The organism is Pseudomonas sp. OTU5201 (assembly GCF_038440135.1).
Taxonomy (GTDB): Bacteria; Pseudomonadota; Gammaproteobacteria; order Pseudomonadales; family Pseudomonadaceae; genus Metapseudomonas; species Metapseudomonas resinovorans.
Genome location: NZ_JASATC010000064.1, coordinates 1 through 23,355 on the forward strand (window position 1 = coordinate 1; position 23,355 = coordinate 23,355).

The 23,355-nt window shown below is 63.7% G+C and carries 25 protein-coding genes; 11 read left to right on the plus strand and 14 right to left on the minus strand.

All coding sequences use genetic code 11. The features are described 5' to 3' along the window. Positions 1 to 244 precede the first annotated feature (244 nt). The 4 genes from AAHM40_RS25555 (at position 245) to AAHM40_RS25570 (ending at position 4,721) form a co-directional block, all read left to right on the plus strand. Complete coding sequence (locus AAHM40_RS25555) at positions 245 to 871, plus strand: glutathione S-transferase family protein (protein ID WP_342247195.1); 627 nt, start codon at positions 245 to 247, stop codon at positions 869 to 871. A 51-nt stretch (positions 872 to 922) separates the two neighbouring features. Next, positions 923 to 2,980 carry a pyridoxamine 5'-phosphate oxidase family protein gene (locus AAHM40_RS25560; RefSeq protein WP_342247196.1) on the plus strand — a complete coding sequence of 686 codons (2,058 nt, stop codon included), beginning with the start codon at positions 923 to 925 and terminating at the stop codon, positions 2,978 to 2,980. 322 nt (positions 2,981 to 3,302) lie between these two features. After that, positions 3,303 to 3,779, plus strand: coding sequence for a nuclear transport factor 2 family protein (locus AAHM40_RS25565; RefSeq protein WP_342247197.1), 477 nt, complete (start codon positions 3,303 to 3,305; stop codon positions 3,777 to 3,779). Between the two features lie 315 nt (positions 3,780 to 4,094). Beyond that, on the plus strand, positions 4,095 to 4,721 hold the full coding sequence (locus tag AAHM40_RS25570; RefSeq protein WP_342247198.1) for a DUF2459 domain-containing protein: 627 nt from the start codon (positions 4,095 to 4,097) through the stop codon (positions 4,719 to 4,721). A 274-nt stretch (positions 4,722 to 4,995) separates the two neighbouring features. On the opposite strand, the gene AAHM40_RS25575 is transcribed toward AAHM40_RS25570, so the two are convergent. The 3 genes from AAHM40_RS25575 to AAHM40_RS25585 all read right to left on the minus strand — a co-directional run bounded on the left by AAHM40_RS25575 (position 4,996) and on the right by AAHM40_RS25585 (position 7,323). Beyond that, positions 4,996 to 5,925 (minus strand): malate dehydrogenase, encoded by a 930-nt coding sequence (locus AAHM40_RS25575; protein WP_342247199.1) that lies wholly within the window; start codon positions 5,923 to 5,925, stop codon positions 4,996 to 4,998. A gap of 151 nt (positions 5,926 to 6,076) precedes the next feature. Further along, entirely contained in the window at positions 6,077 to 6,820 is a 744-nt protein-coding gene (locus tag AAHM40_RS25580) for an anti-sigma factor family protein (RefSeq protein WP_342247200.1), read from the minus strand. Beyond that, positions 6,817 to 7,323 (minus strand): sigma-70 family RNA polymerase sigma factor, encoded by a 507-nt coding sequence (locus tag AAHM40_RS25585; RefSeq protein WP_342247201.1) that lies wholly within the window; start codon positions 7,321 to 7,323, stop codon positions 6,817 to 6,819. Before AAHM40_RS25585 ends, AAHM40_RS25580 begins: the two co-directional genes overlap by 4 nt. A gap of 139 nt (positions 7,324 to 7,462) precedes the next feature. Between AAHM40_RS25585 and AAHM40_RS25590 the strand changes: the two genes are divergently transcribed. From AAHM40_RS25590 to AAHM40_RS25610, 5 genes are all read left to right on the plus strand, one after another. After that, the gene (locus tag AAHM40_RS25590) at positions 7,463 to 8,521 is read left to right on the plus strand and encodes a catalase family peroxidase (RefSeq protein WP_342247202.1); all 1,059 of its coding nucleotides are present in this window, start codon (positions 7,463 to 7,465) and stop codon (positions 8,519 to 8,521) included. Further along, positions 8,518 to 9,078 (plus strand): cytochrome b, encoded by a 561-nt coding sequence (locus AAHM40_RS25595; RefSeq protein ID WP_342247203.1) that lies wholly within the window; start codon positions 8,518 to 8,520, stop codon positions 9,076 to 9,078. Before AAHM40_RS25590 ends, AAHM40_RS25595 begins: the two co-directional genes overlap by 4 nt. A gap of 46 nt (positions 9,079 to 9,124) precedes the next feature. Further along, a complete protein-coding gene (locus AAHM40_RS25600; protein ID WP_028631281.1) occupies positions 9,125 to 9,382 on the plus strand; it encodes a DUF2790 domain-containing protein in 258 nt (85 codons plus the stop codon). A 227-nt stretch (positions 9,383 to 9,609) separates the two neighbouring features. Next, on the plus strand, positions 9,610 to 10,710 hold the full coding sequence (locus tag AAHM40_RS25605; protein ID WP_342247204.1) for a 2OG-Fe(II) oxygenase: 1,101 nt from the start codon (positions 9,610 to 9,612) through the stop codon (positions 10,708 to 10,710). Between the two features lie 56 nt (positions 10,711 to 10,766). Beyond that, on the plus strand, positions 10,767 to 11,096 hold the full coding sequence (locus AAHM40_RS25610) for a DUF5629 family protein (RefSeq protein ID WP_342247205.1): 330 nt from the start codon (positions 10,767 to 10,769) through the stop codon (positions 11,094 to 11,096). An 88-nt stretch (positions 11,097 to 11,184) separates the two neighbouring features. Here AAHM40_RS25610 and AAHM40_RS25615 read toward each other — a convergent pair whose 3' ends face one another. Further along, positions 11,185 to 11,775 carry a helix-turn-helix domain-containing protein gene (locus tag AAHM40_RS25615; RefSeq protein ID WP_342247206.1) on the minus strand — a complete coding sequence of 197 codons (591 nt, stop codon included), beginning with the start codon at positions 11,773 to 11,775 and terminating at the stop codon, positions 11,185 to 11,187. Positions 11,776 to 11,832: 57 nt separating this feature from the next. Between AAHM40_RS25615 and rhtA the strand changes: the two genes are divergently transcribed. Further along, a complete protein-coding gene (gene rhtA, locus AAHM40_RS25620) occupies positions 11,833 to 12,726 on the plus strand; it encodes a threonine/homoserine exporter RhtA (RefSeq protein WP_342247207.1) in 894 nt (297 codons plus the stop codon). 89 nt (positions 12,727 to 12,815) lie between these two features. Next, positions 12,816 to 13,757 carry a serine O-acetyltransferase EpsC gene (epsC, locus tag AAHM40_RS25625; RefSeq protein ID WP_342247208.1) on the plus strand — a complete coding sequence of 314 codons (942 nt, stop codon included), beginning with the start codon at positions 12,816 to 12,818 and terminating at the stop codon, positions 13,755 to 13,757. Positions 13,758 to 13,932: 175 nt separating this feature from the next. On the opposite strand, the gene AAHM40_RS25630 is transcribed toward epsC, so the two are convergent. From AAHM40_RS25630 to AAHM40_RS25675, 10 genes are all read right to left on the minus strand, one after another. Next, on the minus strand, positions 13,933 to 15,063 hold the full coding sequence (locus AAHM40_RS25630) for a M14 family metallopeptidase (protein WP_342247209.1): 1,131 nt from the start codon (positions 15,061 to 15,063) through the stop codon (positions 13,933 to 13,935). Positions 15,064 to 15,169: 106 nt separating this feature from the next. Continuing rightward, the gene (locus tag AAHM40_RS25635) at positions 15,170 to 15,829 is read right to left on the minus strand and encodes a YceH family protein (RefSeq protein ID WP_342247210.1); all 660 of its coding nucleotides are present in this window, start codon (positions 15,827 to 15,829) and stop codon (positions 15,170 to 15,172) included. A gap of 47 nt (positions 15,830 to 15,876) precedes the next feature. Next, positions 15,877 to 16,761 (minus strand): LysR family transcriptional regulator, encoded by an 885-nt coding sequence (locus AAHM40_RS25640; protein WP_342247211.1) that lies wholly within the window; start codon positions 16,759 to 16,761, stop codon positions 15,877 to 15,879. Between the two features lie 340 nt (positions 16,762 to 17,101). Continuing rightward, entirely contained in the window at positions 17,102 to 17,431 is a 330-nt protein-coding gene (locus AAHM40_RS25645) for a Rieske (2Fe-2S) protein (protein WP_342247212.1), read from the minus strand. Then, positions 17,428 to 17,739: a YciI family protein gene (locus AAHM40_RS25650; protein ID WP_028631271.1), complete on the minus strand. Its 312-nt coding sequence runs from the start codon at positions 17,737 to 17,739 to the stop codon at positions 17,428 to 17,430. Before AAHM40_RS25650 ends, AAHM40_RS25645 begins: the two co-directional genes overlap by 4 nt. Further along, the gene (locus tag AAHM40_RS25655; RefSeq protein ID WP_342247213.1) at positions 17,736 to 18,611 is read right to left on the minus strand and encodes an intradiol ring-cleavage dioxygenase; all 876 of its coding nucleotides are present in this window, start codon (positions 18,609 to 18,611) and stop codon (positions 17,736 to 17,738) included. Before AAHM40_RS25655 ends, AAHM40_RS25650 begins: the two co-directional genes overlap by 4 nt. A 76-nt stretch (positions 18,612 to 18,687) precedes the next feature. Further along, positions 18,688 to 19,755, minus strand: coding sequence for a maleylacetate reductase (locus tag AAHM40_RS25660; RefSeq protein ID WP_342247214.1), 1,068 nt, complete (start codon positions 19,753 to 19,755; stop codon positions 18,688 to 18,690). 8 nt (positions 19,756 to 19,763) lie between these two features. Next, on the minus strand, positions 19,764 to 21,227 hold the full coding sequence (locus tag AAHM40_RS25665) for an aldehyde dehydrogenase family protein (protein WP_342247215.1): 1,464 nt from the start codon (positions 21,225 to 21,227) through the stop codon (positions 19,764 to 19,766). A gap of 151 nt (positions 21,228 to 21,378) precedes the next feature. Beyond that, positions 21,379 to 22,398 (minus strand): hydroxyquinol 1,2-dioxygenase, encoded by a 1,020-nt coding sequence (locus AAHM40_RS25670; protein ID WP_342247216.1) that lies wholly within the window; start codon positions 22,396 to 22,398, stop codon positions 21,379 to 21,381. A gap of 38 nt (positions 22,399 to 22,436) precedes the next feature. Then, the gene (locus AAHM40_RS25675) at positions 22,437 to 22,931 is read right to left on the minus strand and encodes a hydroxyquinol 1,2-dioxygenase (RefSeq protein ID WP_342247217.1); all 495 of its coding nucleotides are present in this window, start codon (positions 22,929 to 22,931) and stop codon (positions 22,437 to 22,439) included. Positions 22,932 to 23,355: the final 424 nt, after the last annotated feature.

The window sequence follows — 23,355 nt, forward strand, 5'->3', positions numbered from 1 at the left end:
CCGAGGCACGAGTACGGACCTTTATCGACTTTGCTACGCGCCTGTTGCGTGCCCATCCGGCCTTTATGGGCTGAGGTTACAAAGTCTTCCCATCACGTTTTATTTCGGAAAACGAAATTATGGATTGCTCTGCGTGGTGGTTCTGCTTCGCCAGCGATGGGCGCAGCATGGCTCCACCAACGCAACAACCGCCAACCTGGTTTGCAGCTGCGTTGAGTCCCACGACCCAAACGGAGCCATCGCCATGCCAAATGCCATCAAGCTGTATCGCCACCCACTGTCCGGCCACTCCCACCGCGTCGAGCTGTTCCTCTCGCTGCTGAACCTGCCCCACGAGCTGGTGTTTGTCGATCTGGCAAACGGCGCCCACAAGAAAGCCGAGTACCTTGCTATCAACGCCTTCGGCCAAGTACCCGTGATAGACGACAACGGCACGCTGATCAGTGACTCCAACGCGATCCTGGTCTACCTGGCAAAGAAATACGGCAGCGGTAGCTGGCAGCTACAAGACCCGCTCACCGAGGCGCGCATCCAGCGCTGGTTGTCGGTGGCTGCTGGCCAGGTAGCCTATGGCCCGGCCGCCGCGCGGCTGATCACGGTATTCGGTGCGGCATTCAATGCCGACGAGGTCATCGCCCGCGCCCATGCCCTGCTCAAGGTAATGGAGGCCGAACTCAGCGACAGCCCATTCCTGGCGGGAACCGAGACCAGCATCGCCGATGTGGCCAACTACAGCTACATCGCCCACGCCCCAGAAGGCAACGTATCGTTGGAGGCATACCCGAATGTGCGTGCCTGGCTGCAACGTATCGAAGCACTGCCAGGATTCGTTCCCATGCAGCGCACCGCCGCAGGTCTGCAAGCCAGCTAAATACTAGCCATGCTGCCGGGGTTCCGGCAGCTCTCCCTAGGAGCGCCAGCCATGGACCATCTGCCCAAGCACCGAAAATCACCGTGGCACGCCGGCGAGCGAGCACTTCAGGAAATTGTCCATGCCTCCGAGCAGATGGAAGTGATCGGGCAGAAGGTCATCCGCAACTACATGCCTGACCAACACCGTGAGTTCTATCACCAGTTGCCATTCATCGTGGTCGGTGCTGTAGATACGGACGGTCGCCCCTGGGCCACTCTGCTCGAAGGGCCTGAAGGCTTCATCACTTCCGCTGACCCGCAGCACCTGCTATTGGCTGTACAAACCGATCCGCACGACCCGGCCGCCTCTAGCCTGCAGGCAGGCAATGCGATCGGCATGCTCGGGATTGAGCTGCATACGCGTCGGCGCAATCGCATCAATGGCGTGATCCAGCAGGTTTCGGCAGAGGGGCTCGAGGTTTCGGTCGAGCACTCCTACGGTAACTGCCCCAAGTACATTCAGGAGCGCTCCTATACACGCGTCACCGAGTCGGCGAGCAGCAAGGCGCCGCGCCGAGATTTCAATGCGCTAGACGAATACACCAGCGCTCTGATTCGCACGGCCGATACTTTCTTCATCGCCAGCTACGTCGATCATGATGCCCACAATCGCTCCGTAGACGTCTCCCATCGAGGCGGACGTGCTGGTTTCGTGAAAGTCGAAGGCAACCGGCTGACTATTCCCGACTACGCCGGCAACCTGTTCTTCAACACCCTGGGGAACCTGCATACCAACCCGATCGCCGGATTGCTTTTCATCGATTTTGCCACCGGCGACATGCTGCAACTCAGCGGGCGCAGCGAGCTGCTGCTGGACAGTCCCTTGATCAAGTCCTTCGAAGGCGCGGAGCGCCTTTGGACCGTCGAGGTTGAGCACGTAGTCCTTCGCCCGGCCGCCGTGGCCATTCGCTGGCAGTTTCACGGCTACGCCCCCACCAGCCTGGCGACCGGGACTTGGGATGAAGCAGACGAGCGCGTGCAGCAGTACGAACAACGCCGGCAATGGCAGCAATGGCGAGTCGCGCGAGTACAGCAGGAAAGCAGGGATATCCGCTCGTTGTACCTTGAACCACAGGACCGCGCCGCAGTGCCATTCGCCGCAGGTCAGCACCTGCCGATGCGCATCATGGGTGCAGAGGAAGAGGCTCTGGTCAGGACTTACAGCGTTTCTAGCGCGCCTTCCGATGGGCATATCCGCATCAGCGTGAAACTGCAGGGCAAGGCCTCGCGCCACCTGCACGAGCAAGTGCAGGTGGGTGATCTGCTGGAGGTGCGGGTGCCGTTGGGCAGCTTCACCCTGGTTGATGAAAACGAACGACCGGTGGTGTTGATCGGTGCCGGTGTTGGCATCACCCCAATGATCTCAATGGTCCGAGAGCTGGTAGCGCAAAACCAGCAACACCAGAGGACACGCAAGATCCACCTGTTCCAGAGCGCAAGAACGTTGGAGGACCTGCCATTTCAGCTGGAACTGGCGGAGTTGCTGCAGTGCTCGGCTGGGATGCTGCATATCCATCGTGCCTTGAGCAATCCCGGAACCGAGGCGCTACTCGACCGTGATTACCAGTTGGCAGGCCGCCTGACCTTCGCCCAGGTCAAGGCACGACTGCCGCTGGATGACTATGACTTCTACCTCTGCGGCCCAGCCGGATTTCTTCAGGACATGTACGACGGTCTGCGTGGGGTGAACATACCGGATCATCGCATCCATGCTGAGGCATTCGGCCCCTCTGCGCTGCGCCGCTCCGAAACCGAACCGCCACCGACATGGGCTCAGCCACCGGCGGCCGAAGTGCCAGTGCCGGTGTATTTCTCTGCATCTGCAACCGAAGCGCGCTGGAAGCCCGACAGCGGAAGCCTGCTGGAACTGGCAGAAAGCCGTGGCCTGACGCCCGAGTTCAGTTGCCGTGGCGGCTCATGCGGAACCTGCGCCGCCCGGCTGATCAGTGGCTCCGTGCATTACACCAATCCTCCGGCGCAGTTGCCGGACGGCGACAACGTGCTGATCTGCTGCGCTGTACCAGCGCAAACCGAGGGCACCCCACTCCCCCTTGTCCTTGATCTTTAGCGAGGCGCTGCGAGATGAACAGAACAGCTTTCCATAGCTGGGAAATGGACCAGCTTCTGTCGTGGGACGACTCGCCAATGTCGTCGCGGGGCGCTGATGCAATGGAATGGGAGGTGAGCCTTCTGCTACCACAATTGGTCGCAACGCCCGAGCACCCTGCCAGTCTCGTTGAAGAGTCGACGCATGAGTCGGCCGGCCGCCTCTCGAGCTTATGGCAAGCAGTGCGAACGACCGTCCACCACTCCACTCGATTGGGTCGCGTTTTATCGGCCAACTGAGCAGTGTCGTTCTCCATTCACCTTTGCCACCAGGAGCAACAGCCATGTCTACCTCCGAAGTTCGTCAGCCGGTTCCGCCATTCACCCGCGAGACCGCAATCCTCAAAGTCCGGCTGGCCGAAGACGGTTGGAACAGCCGCGATGCTGCCAAAGTGGCTCTCGCTTATACCCCCGACACTAAGTGGCGTAACCGTGCCGAGTTCGCCAACGGTCGGGCCGAGGCCGAGGCATTTCTCACTCGTAAGTGGAACAAGGAACTTGAGTACCGCCTGATCAAGGAGTTGTGGGCATTCACTGCAAATCGCATTGCTGTACGGTATGCCTACGAATGGCATGACGACTCCGGCAACTGGTACCGCTCCTACGGCAACGAGAACTGGGAATTCGCCGAGAACGGCTTGATGGCACATCGATTCGCTTGCATCAACGACCTACCTATTACCGAGGCCGAGCGGAAATTCCGCTGGCCGCTTGGGCGTCGCCCTGATGATCACCCAGGCCTATCGGAGCTGGGTTTGTAATGTCCCTATGACGGATGCGTGGCCATGTGTGCCAACTCTGACGCTGATGCAATTCAACGTGGCGCAGGGTTGGCGGTTCTTAATCGTAAATCGGTTGATCACGCGAGACTGGATCAGGATTGAGTTTGCCCGCTGCAACGCCGGCGAACCTCCGCTTCTGGCCGATTTCTGCCTGCCGCAATTGCCCAAGGATGCCTGCTTGATGGTGCAAGCCAGCTTCTATGCTTGTACATAGCATCCACCCCTGCCGGGGTCTTCCACGTTCGTTAGCGAGCCTCCAAACCCTTGTGCATGCGCATTGTAGTGCTGGCCCTGATGCTGACGCTGTTCGGCTGCGCTACCGCGTCGGACCCGCCAAGGGACGAGGGTGGCGATTGGCGGTCCTTCTATGTAGTGAATCATGGCCTGCATACCGGGTTGGCAATTGCGCGCCCCGATCTACTTCAGGTGCTTCCCGCACTGGCCGAAGAGTTCGGCGACGGCGACTTCGTTGAGTTCGGCTGGGGTGACGAAGACTTTTACCGAGCCCCACAGGCCACCTTGAGCCTCGCGCTGCGAGCCTTGTTCGGGTCGACGGCAACCGTGCTCCATGCGGTCAAGATTGACGGGGACCCTAGGCGGCGTTTTGCCGCAAGCGAGGTCATCGAGGTGCGGGTGACGGAGGACGGCTACCGGCGACTGCTCGCGTTCGTGGCCGGGACCTTCACCCACTCAGCGACGGGCGCCTTGGCGGTGCTCGGGCCTGGCCTGTATAGAGAGAGCCGGTTCTACCAGGCCGAGGGTAGCTATTCGCTGTCTTATACCTGCAATACCTGGGTCGCAGAGGCGCTGGCCGCGAGCAGCTGCCCAATGTCGCCTACAGCGGTGATTACGGCGGGGAACGTCATGTCGCAGCTACGCCGGGCGACAGCGGTTGGTGCATCCTGCCTGGTTACCCGCTAACCCGCGCAGACGATGGGGGGGTGTCTCCAACCTTGTGTCGAATGATACTAACGCGCAAATGACCGCGTCTGGCTGTCAGGAGGGGGCAGCATTCACCCCTGAAATGATGGCGGTCGTGATGCGTGTGTGCGGCCTGACTATAAGTAGGCGACACGCGCACCCCCTTGAACCAGTTGAGTCGACTGCTAGTAACACGGCACAGGCTGGGGGAAAAGCGACAAGATATGCCTCTCCCGGGACACGATCCCCCTTGTGCCCCCTCATATACTCCCGCTCACAAAGCTTTCATTTCAGCAATATCACGCGCCACCTGATCTGCAGAGCGGTCGAACATCGCCTGCTCCTGCGCATCCAGGGACAACTCGATTACCCGCACAATCCCCTCCGCTGCCAGTACACAGGGGACCCCCATGGCAATATCTGTTCGCCCATACTCGCCCTCGAGAATCGCGACCGCCGGCAAAATGCGGTTTCGCCCATGGGCGATCGCATCCACCATCTGTGCAATTGCCACGCCCGGCGCATCGCAGGCGCTCCCCAGCTTCTTCAAACCCAGAATCTCGCCGCCACCCTGACGCGTGCGCTCCACAATCCGCTCTATCTGCTGACTGGACAGGAAGTGAGACAGCGGCACTGAACCGACCGCACAGTAACGCATCAGCGGCACCATGCTATCGCCATGCCCTCCCAGCACCAGCGCCGTGATATCCCGAGCAGAAAACCCTGTCTCCTCGGCAATGAAACACTTCATGCGCGCTGTATCCAGCACGCCCGCCTGCCCGAACACCTTGTCGCGCCCCAGCCCACTTAGGCTCCACGCCCGATAGGTCAGCACATCGACCGGGTTCGACACCACCAACACCGTCGCCGCCGGCGAATGAAGATTAATATCCCGCATGATGCCGTCGAGAATAGGCAGGTTGATACTCAACACGTCCTGTCGCGACTGACCAGGCTTGCGGGGCACACCCGCCGTAATCACCACCAGGTCAGAATCTTGCAGCAACTCGGCATTGGACCCGCCGTAAACCCGGGTATCAGAACCTGACTCAACTGCCGCCTGCCAGACGTCCAGCGCCTTGCCCTGTGCCAACTCACCCTGCACATCGATCAAGACCAACTCACGACAGAACTCTTCCCGGGCGATGATCTGAGCCGCCGCCTCACCCACAATACCGACACCCACAATTGATAGCTTTTTCATCTCACACCTCCCGGCGGAGCGCACCATCAGCAACACGGCCACCCTTGCGGAGAAGTATTACCCGCTGATGCAAAAAGACCACTCGAAGGTGGCCGAAGCCGTCGCTAACGGGCAGTCGTAGCACGGATGAAATCCGGGAGGGGCCTCCCGATCAGAACGACAACGCCCGCCCCAGCACTTCCCCGCGCGGGTCCCCTTCCCGGCTGACCAGCGCGTAGTTGTAGCCGTCCCGCGACCAGTACCGCGCCTCCAGCTCGCCATCACGGCGCTGGCCCTTCTGCATGCTCGGATACAGCGAGCCCGGCGCCCGCAGGTACAGGCTGACCCGCTGCCCCTGGCCGTCTTCGAACAGGAGCAAGGCTGCGGCGCCCTGTTCGGTCACCAGCCAGCGGCCGCCTACCGGGGTGAAGCCATAGGGGCTGAGATCGGGAATCCGCGCCGCGTGGCTGAAGCGCTGGTCCAGCCAGGCCTGCAACTCCCCCGGCACACGCGCCTGGATATCGACCACCGGGCTGGTCGAGAACAGCCGATGAGCCTGCAGGGCATCCTGCATGGGTGGGTTGGACGCCAGCAGACTCATGTCCCGCGCCTGCCAGCCGCCCAGGCCACCCGCGCCCAATGCCAGCACGAAGGACGCTGCCAGGGCCAGGCGGCGCTGCTTGCGGGCGCGCAACGAGGCACGGATCGCGACCGGTTCGAGGCGCGGGTTGGGGGCAAGGCCCGGATTCGCCAGCGCAGCGCGCAACAATTGGGCGTCCCGCCGCCAGGCCTCTACCTGGGAGGCCGCTTCCGGATTGGCCGCCAGATAAGCCTCCACCACTTGGCGCTGCTCGGCGTCCAGTTCACCGTCGAGATAAGCGTGCAGGTCGTCTTCGCTGGGATGGAATGCGTTCATTTGAGTACCCGCAGCTGAGGGTTGGAGATCTCGCCCTCGGCCAGTTCGCGCAGCGCCTTGCGTGCGCGGGACAGCCTGGACATCACGGTGCCGATGGGAATCCCGAGGGCTTCGGCGGCCTCTTTGTAGCTGAGGCCTTCCACACTCACCAGCAACAGCAGTGCACGTTGCTCCGCCGGCAGCCGACCGAAAGCTTCCAGGGTCGCCTGGTTGACCACCAACTCTTCGGCGGAAGGGGCTTCCTGGCTGCGGCCACCGAAGAACTCCAATAGCCGCGCATGGCGACGGGCCTTGCGCTGCCCATCGAGGAACTGCCGGTAAAGGATGGCGAACAGCCAGGCACGCAAGTTGCCATCGCCTTTGCTGCTCCAGCGGGAAAGTGCCCGTTCCAAGGTTGCCTGGACCAGGTCATCGGCGCTGCTGGCATTGCGCGTCAGCCACAGCGCAAATCGCCGCAGCCGCTGTAACAACTCCCGCAGTTCCGCGTCATCGATCATGTTCATAGCCAGGTTGTGTGCTGCTTCTGCCAAAGGTTCGATAGGAAGACGTGCGAAGCAGGATTTTATTCCCCGTCGGGAATAAAGCCCGGGGCGCCGCGTCTCACCGGCTCATGGACAAGGGCATATGGCCCGGGAGTATCGCATGAGCAAGGCAACACCCAAGGGGTTCGACCTGGCCGCCCGACTGGCCCTGATCGGACTGGCCGTCGGCGGCCTGGCCGCTGGCTTCGGCTATGCCGCCGGTTGGCTCGGTAACGAGCGTCTCACCCCGCACCAGATCATCGACGCCTTCGAGGCCAACGCCGGCAAGTTCTCCGGCTACCGTAAGAATCACGCGAAGGGCATCTGCATTGCGGGCCATTTCGAGAGCAGCGGCCTGGCCGAGAAGCTGTCCCGCGCCAGCGTCTTCGCCCCTGGCAAGGTGCCGGTGATCGGTCGCCTGGCCATCGGCGGCAGCAACCCCCACGCCCCGGATGCCGGTGTTCCCACTCGCAGCATGGCCTTGCTGTTCCAGCTGCCCGGCGGTGAACAATGGCGCACCGGCATGAACACGCCGCCGGTGCTGCCGGTGGCCACCCCGGAGGCCTTCTACGAGCAGGTGCTGGCCTCGCGCCCAGACCCGGCCACCGGCAAGCCGGACCCGGCAAAGTTGCAGGCATTCTTCGCCGCCCACCCGGAAAGCACTGCTTTCCGCCAATGGACGCAGGCCGCGAAACCCAGCAACAGCTTCGCCAATGTCGCTTACAACGGTATCAATGCCTTCCGCCTGGTGGATGCCGCCGACAATGGACATTACGTGCGCTGGTCGGTGCAACCCGAGGCACCCTTCGAGCCCTTGGGCGAGGCCGGCAATGATCCGGACTTCCTCAGTCATGACCTGCAACAGCGACTGGCCCAGGGCCCGCTGCGCTGGCATCTGGTGCTGACGCTGGCCGAGCCCGGCGACCCAACCGACGATGCGACCCGTCAATGGCCTGCCAATCGTCGCCAGGTAAATGCCGGCACCCTGGTTGTGGAAAGCGCCGAACCTCAGGACACCGGCGCCTGCCGCGACATCAACTTCGACCCACTGGTGCTGCCGGACGGCATCCAGGCCTCCGACGACCCCATCCTCGCCGCCCGCTCGGCCGCCTACGCCGTGTCTTACAACCGCCGCACCCGCGAAGGTGCGCCCCATGCCGAGCAAGGAGCCCAACAATGACTGCGCCCACCCATTTCAGCCTGTTGCTGCGGGTCATTCACTGGCTGATGGCGATCCTGCTACTGGCCATGCTCTTCATCGGCGTCAGCATGGTAGGCGACCTGTCCCCGCGCCACAGCACCCTGGTGGCCCTGCACAAGCTCCTGGGCGTGACCTTGCTGGCTCTGGTACTGATCCGTCTGGCCGTGCGCCTGGCCAGTCCCACCCCGCCCCTGCCCGGCGACATGCCCGGCTGGCAACGGGGAGTCGCCAAGCTGTCCCATCTGTTGCTATACGCCCTGATGCTCGCCCTGCCACTGGTGGGCTGGGCGATGCAGTCCGCTGGCGGCTACCCGGTGGCGCTCCACGAGTCCGTCTTGCTGCCGCCCATCGCCCCGCAGGACGCCCGGCTCTATGCCTCGCTGCGCCTGGCCCACACTGTACTGGCGTACCTGCTGCTCATCAGCATCCTGGCGCACCTGGCGGCGGCCCTCTACCACGCGCTCATCCGTAGGGATGGCGTGCTCTCGAGCATGACCACCGGCAGCGGCATTCGCCCGATGCCTGACGGTCAGTAGACGCGGGACTTCCCGCAACCTCCCCTCTCCAGCAGGAGAATCCACTATGAAAACCCTTGTCGTCGCCCTGACTCTCAGCCTTGCCTCCACCGCCGCCCTGGCCGCCACGACCGACCAGGCGACGCAACCCGTTACTCAGTACGAGTACGGGGTGCACCTGGATATCGCCCGGGTGGTGCAGATGACCGACCTCTCTACCTTCTGCGGTATAGGGCCGGCGCGCATGACGTATGAGGACAGCCAGATGCAAGAGAAGACGATCGAATACCTGGTCTGGGGAACCGGGTGCAAGAACGACTATTGAGACCAGCGCATCTGTAGGTTGGGCTTCGCTGCACTCGGCCCAGCCTACAGAACGGCCCGAAACCAACGGCCCCGGTCAGAACCAGCCTCTCCACTTGAACCCGGCATACGTTAGCCGCCCGGGAGCGAGTAAAGCACCGGTCATACCCTGCGACGCTGCGTCCAGCGGCGGGCAAGGCACGCGGAATGCGGGTGGTCTAGCTTGAGTTCAAGCAGATGGAGGCAACCATGACCCAGCGCAACTCCCCCGTGGACCCGGGCGAAGCGGTGCCCTGGTTCACCAGCAGCACCACCAGCCGGGAACGCTTCACCTTCGATACCGTCGCCGGGCGCTATATCGTCCTCAGCTTCCTGGGGTCATCCTCGGACCCGACTGCAGCGCGTGTACTCACCGACCTGCTGGCGCGCCGCGAGCGCTTCGACGACGACCAGGCGAGCTTCTTCGGTGTCACGGTCGACCCGCGTGATCGCGAACAACAGCGCATCCGCGACCTGTTGCCCGGCATCCGCTTCTTCTGGGACTTCGACCGCACCATCTGCAACCTGTACGGCGTGCAACGGGAAAACGGCGCCGTCCGCCAGATGACCTACCTGCTCGACCCGCGTCTGCGGGTGATCGCCGCCCTACCCATCCGGCCCGGTGGCGAAGGCCACGTGGACGCCCTCCTCGCCCTGCTCCAGGCCCAGGACCCCATACGCCCGACGAGTATCGCCCGGGCTCAGGCGCCGGTGCTGGTCATCCCACGGATCTTCGAGCCGGGCCTGTGCAAAGCGCTGATCGACTACTACGACCGGCATGGAGGTACCGAATCCGGCTACATGATCGAGCGCGACGGCAAGACGGTGGAGGAGCTCAAGCATGCCCACAAGCGCCGCCGCGACTGCTCCCTGGACGACGATAAACTGCGCGACACTTGCGCCCATCGAATCACCACGCGGCTGGTGCCGGAACTGCTCAAGGCTTTCCAGTTCCATGCCACGCGCATGGAGCGTTACCTGGTGGCCTGCTACGACGCGGAAGAAGGCGGTCACTTCCGCCCCCATCGCGACAACACCACCAAGGGCACCGCCCACCGCCGCTTCGCCGTCTCCCTGTTCCTCAACAGCGGCGAGTACGAAGGTGGCTACCTGCGCTTCCCGGAATTCGGCCGCAGCCTGTACAGCGCGCCAACGGGCGGCGCAGTGGTGTTCTCCTGCTCATTGCTGCATGAGGCCACCCCGGTCACTGCCGGGCGTCGCTATATGTTCCTGCCCTTCCTCTACGACGAAGAAGGCCGGCGCATTCGCGAAGCAAACCAGCAGTACCTTGAAAGCTCGGCCGAGCATTGACGGGCGTGCTGGATTATCATCCCGCGCCACTCGACCGATTGATGGATACACGCCCCATGACTCACCCGACCCTGCTGGATGCCCTGCTGGCCGCCGACATGCTGGAAATCGACGACCTGCACGCCTGGGAGTTCGACCTGGATGAAACACTGCTTGACGCCCTGGAAGCTGGCCAGCCGGGTAATCCCGACGCCCAGCTGCTGCGGGTCGAGTGCATCGACGGTCGCACCCGCCGCGAATGGCGCTTCACCCAGGCTGCGGTGCAGAGCGCGCGTTTCGACGCCGAGACCGGCTGCTGGAAGCTGGCTGGCCCCGATGGCGAACACGTACTGCGCTGCCTGGATGCCTTCGGTGGTGACGCCGAGGATGAAGACGAGCAGGTGTAACTGCCCTCCTCCATCAACGCTCGCGCTCCGAACGGTGGACGAAAAAGCGCCGTCCACCCACTACGAGGCTTCCGGCTACCTCTGAGGTTCAGGTCAGCACATTGCGAACGAAGCGCACCATCACCTCGCCTTCATTGGCATAGGTGTAAAGCCGGTCGCTGCCGAACACCAGGAAATCTCCAGCCTCGACCCGCTGATTCTCTTCGCCACGCAGCACACTGAGGCTGCCCTCGATCACAAAGATCATCTCGCGCCAGCCTTCGGCATCCGGTTCGGCCGTGTAGCGCTCACCCGGCGCCAGCGACCAGCTCCAGAGTTCGACTTCATGGCGAGTCGCCGAACTGGCCAGCAGGGTGGCGCGACTGCCCGGTTTGCTGCCCACCCAGGCCACGGCATTGATACGGGAACGGTCGGGACGATCCGGCTGCTGCACCAGATCAGGGAACAGCACCCCAAGGGCCGCAGCGATGCGATCCAGGGTGGCCAGGCTGACGTTCACATCGCCACCCTCGATGCCCACCAGCATGCGCCGGCTGACACCCGCAGCCGTGGCCAGGGCTTCCTGGCTCAGGCCTGCTACGCGGCGCAGACGGCGGACGTTTTCCGAGACGTGTTCGAGGACGTTGGGACGTTCATCCGATTTGGGCAACATATTGCTCACACCCTGACTTTTGCGCATTATGTTGCACATAAGCATATCAAGACGCCAGCCCTTCTACATTTCGGATTCCGCCAAATGCCCCCGCTGTCGAGCCGCCTCGCTTCCACCCTTCTGCCTGTCTCCGTCCTCATGGTGGCCATGGCTTCCATCCAGAGTGGCGCCTCCCTGGCCAAGACCCTGTTCCCGGTCATCGGCGCCCAAGGCACCACCACCCTGCGTCTGGTGTTCGCCGCCATCATCCTCGCGCTGATCCTGCGCCCGTGGCGCGCACGGATCAGCAAGGCGTCCCTGCGACCGCTGATCATGTACGGCCTGGCCCTGGGCGGCATGAACCTGATGTTCTACATGTCCCTGCGCACCATCCCGCTGGGCATCGCCGTCGCGCTGGAATTCACCGGGCCGCTGGCGGTGGCGCTGTTCGCTTCGCGGCGAGCCATCGACTTCATCTGGATCGGCCTGGCGGCCCTGGGCCTCTGGCTCCTGCTGCCGCTCGGCAAGACCGGCGGCCACCTGGACCTGACCGGCATGGCCTACGCCCTGGGTGCGGGCATCTGCTGGGCGCTGTACATCCTTTACGGAGCGCGTGCCGGCAGCGACCACGGCATGCAGGGTGCGGCGCTGGGCGTGCTGGTGGCCGCCCTTTTCATCGCCCCGGTCGGCATCGTGCACGCCGGCACCGACCTCTTGCGCCCGGAACTGTTGCCCGTGGCCCTGGCCGTCGCCCTGCTCTCCACGGCCATCCCCTACACCCTGGAAATGATCGCCCTCACTCGCCTGCCGGCGCAGACGTTCGGCACCCTGATGAGTATCGAGCCGGCATTCGGCGCGCTCTCCGGGCTGATCTTCCTCGGCGAGCACCTGTCGCTACTGCAGTGGCTGGCGATCCTCTGCATTATCCTTGCGTCCATCGGCTGTACTGTGACAGCACCAGCGCGCCCGCAGGCCCAGCCCCTGGTGCCGGCCGACTGAGCACGGGTTTACGGCAAATCACCTCTTGCGGAAACCAGGTGATTCTCCGCACGCTATAGCGATCCGGACCGCGCCATACAGGTACCCCAATGAACAGACTTCCCTACGTCGCCACCGGCTGCCAGCCAGTGAACTGGCAGCTCGACCAGATCGTCAACGACCTGCGCGACGCCCGCGCCCAATGGCGCAGCCAGCATGGCCGCCTTCAGGACCGTGGCGGCCGCGAACTGCCGTCGCGCGTCACTGTCGGGCATATCATCGAGGCCTTGGGCGGCGCCCTCTTCCCCATGCGCCTCGGCCCGGCAGACCTGCGTGAGGAAAGCGAGGACTTCTACGTCGGCCATACCCTGGACGTCGCGCTCAATGCCCTGGCCGGTGAAGTACGCCGCGAGCTTTCCTACGCCGCACGACACAATGGCGCCAGCGGCGATGACATCGCCTGCCAAGCCATCGAGATCGTCAAGGGATTCGCCGCCACCCTGCCCAAGCTGCGGGTGCTGCTGGATACCGATGTGCTGGCCGCCTTCCAGGGCGACCCGGCGGCGCGCAGCGTCGACGAAGTGCTGATCTGCTATCCGGGCGTGCATGCGGTTATCCATCACCGCCTGGCCCACTACTTCTACACGGCCGGCCTGCCATTGCTGGCGCGGATGATTGCCGAGATCGCCCACTCGGCCACCGGCATCGACATCCACCCCGGCGCGCAGATCGGCAAGAGCTTCTTTATCGACCACGGCACGGGCGTCGTCATTGGCGAGACCGCGATCATCGGCGAACGCGTCCGCATCTACCAGGCGGTAACCCTGGGCGCCAAGCGCTTCCCATCGGACGAGGAAGGCAACCTGCAGAAAGGTCAACCGCGTCACCCGATCGTCGAAGACGATGTGGTGATCTATGCCGGTGCGACCATCCTCGGCCGCATCACCATCGGCAAGGGTTCCACCATCGGCGGTAACGTCTGGCTGACCCGCAGCGTGCCGGAAGGCAGCAACATTACCCAGGCCAACCTGCAGAACGAATGCGGGGTTTGAGGCTCAAGCCGCTAATGGGGGGGGGCGAGTTCAGTTGAACTTGAGAAACCACGCCCTCAGGGCGTGGTGATGAGTCATCGGCTTTGCCTGTGACCATCGAACTGCCTGATTTACAGGATGAAGTCGGGTTGTCCTACACGTCAGTAGCCCGGATGAAATCCGGGCTACGATGCGCTCAGCGCAGCTTGTCCACCATTGCCGCAATCACCGTCAGCACGTCCTTGCCCAGGCGCTTGGAACGGTCGCCGTTCCAGGCCGTGCGCGGGTGCGGGTTGTCGTCGTGGTCCTTGAATGGCATCTCGATGGTGAACGACAGGCAGTCGAAGGCCATGCCCACCGCATTGCAGGCCAGGGTGGTGTTGGCCTTGCCCGGTTCGTCGCGGGGGTAGCCGAACTTCGTCTGGAACTCGGCGCCCATGTCCACCAAGCGCTGGCGGAACTCGCTTTCCAGGGCTTCCAGGCGTGGCGTATAGCCGGGGTTGCCTTCGCAACCGGCGGTGAACACGTGGGGGATTTCCTCGTCGCCGTGGATGTCGAGGAAAAGGTCCACACCCACCTTGCGCATCTGCTGCTGAACGAAGAACACTTCCGGCGTCTCGGTGTCGTCGGCCGACTGCCAGGCGCGGTTCAAGTCCTTGCCGGCGGCGTTGGTACGCAGGTGACCGCGGAAGGCGCCGTCCGGATTCATGTTCGGCACCAGGTAAAGGTCGGCCTTGGCCAGCAGTGCGTCCAGTTCGGCATCGCCGTGCTTCGACAAACGCTCGATCACGCCCTCCATGTACCACTCGGCCATGTGCTCGCCGGGGTGTTGCTGGGCGATGATCCAGACCTTGCGCTGGGCATTCGGGTTGCGGCTGACGCGCAGCAGCGGGATCTCGCGGCCCTCGATGCTCGTGCCGATGGCCACGACCTCGGCGCCAGCCTTGTCCAGGGCTTCGCTGATCAGCCAGTCGTGACGGGCACGGCTGTAAGGCTCGAAATAGGCGAACCAGATCTGCTCGTGGGTGGGCTCCAGGGCAAAGTGCAGGCCCTTGTCGTCGAAGCTGCTGGGGACTCGGAACCAGTTGACCTGGTCGTAGGAGGCGGCGGCGTTGTAGCCGGCCCAGGCGTGGCTGTAGGCGGACTGCCCGGCATTGGTCAGGCTGAAGCCGTGGCGCTGGCCGGGGGTCATGTCCTCGACCTTGAAGTGGAACCACTGGAAGTGGTGGCTCTTCAGGTCCGGGCGCATGGCCAGCAGCACCTGCTGCGAGTTGCTGGCATCAATCACTTCGATATTGCCGCTGTCGAAGTCCGAGCTGATCTTCATGGATACCTCAGGGGCGGTGTTTCACGGTTGCGACAGGATCGCAGGTCGGGCCACGCAGGGAAATCGTCGGGGCGACATCGACGGACAGCCGGCGCCCCGCAATCATTTACTCGCCGCGCTCTTCCAGACGCGCCAGTCGGGCTTCCAGGTCGGCGACCCGGGCTTCCAGTTCTTCGATGCGCGCATCGGCAGCGGCACGCGACTCACCGCGCTCCGGCTGGCTGGCGCGCGCTTCCATCAAGGCCTCCAGATCCGCCGGCTCGCCCATCAGGTGCATGTAACGATCCTCGCGCTGGCCACCCTGGCGCGGCATCAACACCACCAGCCCACGCGCGATCAGGCGTTCGAGCTGATGGCGGACGTCTTCGGTGTCGTCGAAGTCGGTCATGCGATTGCTGCGAGTCAGCAGTTCGCCCAGGGTCTGCGGGCCGCGCAGCAGCAGCAGGCCGATCAGGATCAACTGCGGCTGTACGATTTCCAGCGCCTTGTCCGTTCGCTGCTCCCAACGGTCGGCGCGACTGCCCATCACCAGCTTCACCATGGCGCGCGCCTCCAGGTTGCGCAGCGCCTGGCCAGCCTGGCCCGGGGTGACGTTCATCACCGGTTCGCGACTGGTCTTCTGGTTGCAGGCCAGCACCAGGGCATTGAGGGTCAGCGGGTAGGCTTCGGGGGTCGTGGCCTGCTTCTCGATCAGGCTACCGACGAGTCGGGCCTCGATGGCAGTGAGGGGCGCTTCGGCGAACTGGGCATGAATCTCGGTGGACATAGCACTATCCGTTTGCTGAAAAGTGCCACTAGCCTAGTCCCCGGCGGCTAGCGAGAAAAGCGTTCTACAAGGAAGTCGATGAAGGCCCGCACCTTGGCCGGCAAACGGCGCCCTGGCGGACAGACCGCGTAAATCTGCGAACTGGGCAACGCAAAGTCCTGCAGCACCTCTACCAGCCGGCCCTTGGCCAGGTTTTCCTCGAGCAGGAAGCGCGGCAGCGACACCAGGCCGAGGCCGTCCACCGCCGCCTGAACCAGCACCTCGCCATTGTTGGCGATCAACCGTGGCCGCACCGCCACCGAACGCCACTCACGCCCCATGAGGAACTGCCACTGGCTGCTATTGGCGCGGTTCTTGTACCCCAGGCACTGGTGCTCGCGCAGGTCCTCCGGCACCTCGGGGGTGCCATGTTCGGCAAGGTAGCCGGGGCTGGCGCAGACAGCATGGGGACAAGGCCCCAGCTCGCGGGCTACCAGGGTGGAGTCGGGCAGGCGGCCGATGCGCAGGGTCAGGTCATATCCCTCGTTGACCAGGTCCACGTATCGGTCATTCAGGTCCAGCTCCACCTCCAATCCCGGATGGGCCTGCATGAACTCATTGAGCGCCGGCGACAGGTACTTGAGGCCGAAAGACATGGGCGCCGCCAGGCGCAACCGCCCGCGCAGTTCGCTTTGCAGGCTGCGTGTGGCTTCTTCGGCCTCGACCAAGTCACGGAGAATGCGCTGGGTGCGTTCGAAATAGTCCAGGCCGGTTTCGGTGAGGCTGAGGCGCCGGGTAGTCCGGTTGAACAACCGGCACTCCAGGTGCCGCTCCAGCGCGCTCATCCGCCGGCTGACCACCGACTTGGCGATGTTCAGCCGCTGCGCCGCCGCCGAAAAGCTACCGGCCTCGACCACCACCACAAATACCCGCATGTCTTCGAACAGGTTCATCTCTTGCTGCCAATAGGGGGCGATGAGCCTTTATTGCAGGTTAGGCGGGATTGGGCATTAGCATTTGTTAAGGCACGCATTTGCAGGTCGCACACCTTGTGGGGGCGAATTCATTCGCCAAGGGTAGGGAACCTGTCCCTCGCAGGCGCACAGGGCAGGCCACGGGCCGGCGTGGCGAGTAAACATCCACGTTCGTAGCTCGGATGAAATCCGGGAGCGGCGATTGGAATTTCCCCGGTTTTCATCCGGGCTACGGACTGCCCCTTGGAGGCCCAGGAGCGAGCCTTCGGCCCGCTTAGCGATTGAAATCGCCCCCCACAATAAAAGCGGCACCGAAGCATTACCCCAGCAAGACCACCCTCCCCTCCACCACCCGCACCGGCACTGCATCCAGCCGGCTGCCTTCGCAGGGGCCTTCGATGCACTGGCCGTCTTCGAAGCGGAACAGGGCGCTGTGATGGGCACACATCAACACCTGGCTGCGGTAGGTGCTGAACTCACCGGGGCGGAAGTCCAGCGGCACCGAGAAATGCGGGCAGCGATTGCGGTACCCCCATACAGCCTCGCCGCGACGGACCAGCACCAGCGCCTGGGCGCGGCCGTCCAGTTCGGTGTTCAGCGCCAGGGCGCCGCCATCGGTGATGGCGTCCAGTGCGCAGAGGGCGTTCATCCCCGCAGCTCCGGATTGCCCAGCCCCCAGTTCCAGGGGCGGATCTCGATGTGTTCGAACAGCCCGGCGCGTACGTAGGGATCATCACCGAGAAAGGCCTGCACCTCGGCCAGGCTCATGGCCTCCACCACCAGCAGCGTGCCGTTCATACGGCCGTTGCCGTTGTCCAGGGTGGGGCCGCCGAGGCGCACCACCACCCGGTGCGGATAAGGATTGCGCAAGTGTTCCCGATGGGCCGGGCGCACCTGGTTGCGCAGGCCGAGCTGGTCCGGCTTGTCAGTGGCGAAAACGGCGAAGTACTGGCTCATGCGGTTTCGCGCTCCAGCACGAAGTCGTAGCTGGCCAGGCGGAAGGCCCCGTCTATGTCATAGCGGGCTGCCAGTGGATGGTTCGCCTGGCAAAGCTGATAGACCACCTTGAGAGAATCCTTCACGCCGAACACCACATCCGACTCCAGGTACGGGTCGTCATGGTTGAACAAGTGGGTGACCAAGGTACGGTGACCGGGCGCCATGACCATGAAATGCAGATGCGCCGGGCGCCACGGATGGCGGTCGCTAGCCTGGAGCAGGCGCCCCACCGGGCCGTCGGTGGGAATGGGGTAGCTCACCGGGATGATGGTGCGGATGGAAAAACGCCCCTCCTCGTCCGTGCGGTAGCGACCACGCAGGTTGGCCAGGGGCTGATCCGGGTCCTGCCCGGAGTACATGCCGTTCTCGGCGGTCTGCCAGACATCCAGAACGGCACCCGCGATGGGCTCGCCCGCCGCGTCGAGCACACGCCCCAGGACCAGGGCCGGTTCACCCGGGGTGAAGGCCATGTTTTCGCCATGGCCTCGCTCGGGCATGCCGGCGATGTAGAAGGGCCCGAACACCGTGGTTTCGGTGGCAACTTCGCTGGCGCGATGGTTGATGGCATCCACCAGCATGGACAGGCCGATCACATCGGACAGCAGGATGAACTCCTGGCGCACGATGCCGTCGCACTGCTTGCCGGTGTCGGTGAGGAAGCGGATACCTTCCAGCCATTCCTCCTCGGTCAGTTCCACCTCGCTGGCGAACGCATGGAGGTGGCGAACCAGGCTTTGCACCACCTGGCGCAGACGCGGGTTGGGCGTATTGGCGAAGGCGGCGACGGCCTGGGCCGATATTTTCGCTTCGTTAGGCGGGATGTTGTTCATCTTGTGTTCCCGTTGGGTCGGTGACGACGAGTTGCGTGGAAGTTCCCTCTCCCTGAAGAGAGAGGGGAGTTGTACTTCACGCGGGAGGCAGGCCCTGCCAGGCGCGGAGCAGCATGGTTTCGATGGCGTCCTGCTCGAAGGGGCGCGGGTTGAAGTAGGGACTGGAGCAGGCGATCACCGCCGTTTCCGCCGGGCCTTCCTCGGGCAAGCCGAGCTCGGCCAGGGACGCCGGGATACACAGCTTCTGGTTCAGGGCGAAGATCAGCGGCCCCACCTCCTCCGCTTCCCGTCCACCCAGTGCGCGGGCCGCGCGGCGCAGGGGCTCGGCGGCAGCCTTCCGGTTGTAGTGGGCGGCATGAGGCAGCACCACCGCGTGGGCCTGGGCGTGCGGCAGGTTGAAGGTGCCACCGAGGGTGTGGCAGAGCTTGTGGTGGATGGCCATACCCACCGAGCCCAGGCAGATACCGGCCAGCCAGGCGCCGTAGAGGGCGTGGCTGCGGGCCTCGGCGTCCTCCGGGTTGGCCACCACGCCCGGCAGGGCTTCGGCCAGGGCGCGGATGGACTCCTCGGCCATCAGGGTAATGATGGGGTTGGCGTCCTGGGCGTAGAGGGCTTCCACCGCGTGGGCCATGGCGTTCATGCCGGAGCAGGCGGAAATGGCCGTCGGCAGGCTCAAGGTCAGTTGCGGGTCGTATACCACTGTCTTCGGCAGCACGCGGAAGTCGCGCCCGGTCTTCTTCAGGCGGTTCTCGGTCATGCCGTAGATGGGGGTCATCTCCGAGCCCGCATAAGTGGTCGGCACGGCGAGGATCGGCAGGCCGGATTCCAGGGCAATCGCCTTGCCCAGGCCAATGGTGGAACCGCCGCCGATGGCCACGCAGCAGTCAGCATCCAGGCGCGCCGCCTCGCTACAGGCCGCGCGTGCCACTTCCACCGGCACGTGCATCACCGCCTGTGGGTAAACCCCGGCGGCACGCTCGCCGAGGATGCCCGCCACGCGCTCACCCAAGTGACGCTGCTCCGGCGTGGTGAGAATCAGCGCGCGGCGGGCGCCGAGCTTGTCCAGTTCGTCGGCCAGGGTTTCCAGCTTGCCCCAGCCGAATACCACGCGAGAGGCCAGGCCTTGGTAGATGAAGGGATTCATGGTGGACCTCAGCGCTTGAAATGGGGCGGGATCTTGGCGTCCACGTTGACCCACACGGAGCGGGCCTCGGTGTAGTCGTGGATGGCTTCGAAGCCCATCTCGCGGCCATAGCCGGACTGGCCGACGCCGCCGAAGGGGCTGCCGGGGCTGACGCGCTTGTAGCAGTTGATCCAGCACATACCGGCGTGGATGTTCGCCGCCATCCGGTGGGCGCGTTGCAGGTCACGCGTCCAGAGGCCGCTGCCGAGGCCGTACTGGGTGCCATTGGCAATCGCCAGGGCTTCCTCGTCGCTGGAGAAGCGCAGCACGGTGACGAAGGGGCCGAACACCTCCTCCTGGGCCACGCGATGATCCGGCTGGGCTTCGACGACGGTAGGCTCGATGTAGTAGCCGTCGGCCAGTGCCGTATCACTGGGCGCTTTGCCGCCGCTGAGGACGCGTCCGCCCTGGGCACGGGCAATATCCACGTAGGCCAGCACCCGGTCGCGGTGCTGGGCCGAGGTCAACGGACCCATTTCGGTGTTCGGGTCCAGCGGGCTGCCCAGGCGGATGGAGCGCGCCAGGCCGATGAATCGCTCGAGGAACTCGTCGGCGATGCGCTCGTGGAGGATCAGCCGCGAACCGGCAATGCAGGCTTGGCCCTGGTTGTGGAAGATGGCCCAGGCGGCGCCATTCACGGCGGCCTCCAGGTTGGCATCCTCGAAGACGATGTTGGCGCCCTTCCCGCCCAGTTCCAGTTGCACCCGTTTGAGATTGCCCTGGGAGGCTTCGACGATGCGTCGACCGGTGGCAGTGGAACCGGTGAAAGCGATCTTGCCCACGTCTTCATGCTCGGCCAGGCGCTGGCCGGCGGTATGGCCGTAGCCCGGCACCACGTTGACCACGCCATCAGGGAAGCCCACTTCCTTCATCAGTTCGGCGATGCGCAAGGTGGACAGCGGGGTGATCTCCGACGGTTTGATCACCACCGTGTTGCCGGCGGCCAGGGCCGGGCCCATCTTCCAGCTGGTGAACATCAACGGGAAGTTCCACGGCACGATCTGGCCAACCACGCCGATGGGTTTGCGCTGCACATAGTTGAGGAATCCGGTTTCCACCGGGATCACCGCGCCCTCGATCTTGTCGGCCATGCCACCGAAGTAACGGAAGCAGGCGGCCGTGCGCGGTACGTCGAGGCTGCGGGAATCGCGGATCGGGTGACCGGTATCCAGGGACTCCAGTTGCGCCAGCTCCTCAAGGTGTTCTTCGATCTTGTCCGCCAGCTTCAGCAGCAGACGGCCGCGTTCGGCGCCGGACAGCGCGGCCCAGGCCGGAAATGCCCGCTTGGCGGCAGCCACCGCCAGGTCCACGTCCTCGGCTTCGGCGGCGGCGATCCGGGTGATCAGCGAGCCGTCGTGGGGCGACAGGACGTCGATAGTCCCGCCCTTCAGGGCCGGTACGAAACGGCCGTCGATGAAGAGTTGGTTTTGCATGGAAAAAGCTCTCCGGGCGCCGCGGCGAACTGCGGCGTCTGTGTATGACGTGAAGTACTTCCCTCTCCCTTGTGCGAAGAGGTGGCTCTGGCGCAGGGATCAGGCTCCCCTCACCCCGGCCCTCTCCCAGAGGGAGAGGGAGCAGAACGGATCAGAATTCCACCGGGTAGGGCTTCAGCTCGCCGCTCTCGTAGCGCTGCGGCAGGTTCGGCGTGGCGTTCTCCCACACCAGCAGCATGGAGCGCTTGGTGGAGTAGCCCTGGTGGCGGATGTCTGCAGGCATGGCACAGATATCGCCGGGGCGCATGGTGATGCGCGCGCGTGGCGCACCGTCGTCCTTGTCAGCCACATCCCAGATGATTTCGTCGGAGAGTTGCAGGAACCACTCCACGCGGTCGTTACCGTGGAACACCGGGAGGATGAACTCCTCGGTGGTCGGGCAGAACAGGCTGGCCTTGCACACCGAGCTGACCGAGGGGTTCCAGGTCACATCGGAGCGCGACAGGTACTTGTAGAGGTTGAAGGCATGCAGTTCGCCCTCAAAGCCTTCGGCAGCGTGGATCTCCGGCTCATCCTGGGGCACATCGACAAACTGGCGGTTCACCGGCAGGTCGTTGCGCAACGGCGAATCATCCGGAAGGCCCGGCATGCGCCTGGTGGCCACGCGGAAGCGCTCGATGGCTGAAAGGTTGTCGCCGTTCTTGCGACCGAAGGCGCTGCCGGTTTCCTCCGGCGCGGCGAAGGGGTCGAAGCCGGCGTTGGTCCAGTCATGCAGGATGGCCTTGAAGGTGGCCATGATCTTCGGCGTCTCGAACTGCTCGGTGTAGTCCACACCGGCGGTTCTCAGCACGCCGTTGAAGGTGCCGGCGTAGAGATCAACCTTGCCGTAGTGGTTACGGGTGCCGATCACTTCGTCGAAGTTCACCCAGCCGTAGAAGAAACCCCAGGCCACATCGCGCATGGTAGCGCGCAGGAAGGCGTCGGCGGGAATCAGGTGCGAGCGCTCCTGGCCTTTGGCCGGCCACTGGATACGCACGAAGTATTCATCGCGGGACAAGGTAAAGGCGCCGAGTTTGAAGCTGCGGTAGCCGGTAACGTAGTCGGGCAGGCTGGCTACGACTTCATCGGCGGCGAAGCTGGCGGAGGTATCGAGGGTTTCGAGCATGGCCATGGTGGATGTCCTCTTGTTCTGGTTGTTGGTCGGGGCGGTCACTTCAGGCAGATGTCTGCCCACTTCTCCACCGACAGCGGTCCCTTGATGGTCTGCAGTAACAACACGTTCGGGCGCGCACTTTCGAAGCGATAGGCACAGCCGGCCGGCAACAGGGCCTGGTGGCCGCGCTTGAGCAGGACATAACCCATCGGACGGCCCTTGGGCTGCTCGCCGGCCAACTGGGTGCCCTCACCTTCGGCAAGCGGCTCATCCAGTTTGAGGAAGTCCACCCGCACCTCGCCGTCCACCGAAATGGCGAACTCGTCGTGGGCGGCGGTGTACCAGGGAGAGGTGCCCTCGGCGCGCAGGGTCTCGATGACATAGCCGAGGTTCAGGCCGACCACCACCTTTTCATAGGGGGCGGAACGGCTGGCGACGTCGAAGATATTGGAGAACGCGTAATGGCGGGCTTCGCCCTGGATGATCTCGATCGACCCCATGCGATGGTCGTCGAGCGATCCGAAGACGGTACGGAACGCGGCAGTGCTCATCTCATTCACCGTTGTTGTTGTAGTGGGTGAGTGAACGTTACGAGCGGCACCTGCAACCAACAATTCCAAGGCAGGCGACAACAGTGTTTGCAAAACGCGAACAGTCAGACAAGCGGTCTAGCACGCTGTTCTCGGCAAGCCACGCGGCTTTATCCGCAAGAGAAAAAACACATCAGTGGGAACGATGGAGAGACGCTATCGCCTAGATTAATCGAATACATCGATTATACCAACTTAAGGAAAAAGCCTTTCCACTCTGCGCAATAGCGCTCTCAAAAAATCCGTAACTCCTTGTTTTTAATAGTACAAATATAACTATCATCGATGTCGATGGTAACCATCACGCAGGATCACTTCTTGATCGAAAACGTATCAGTAACATGGGCCCCGTAGACAAATTCCACCCCCCTCACCGAGGTGCCCG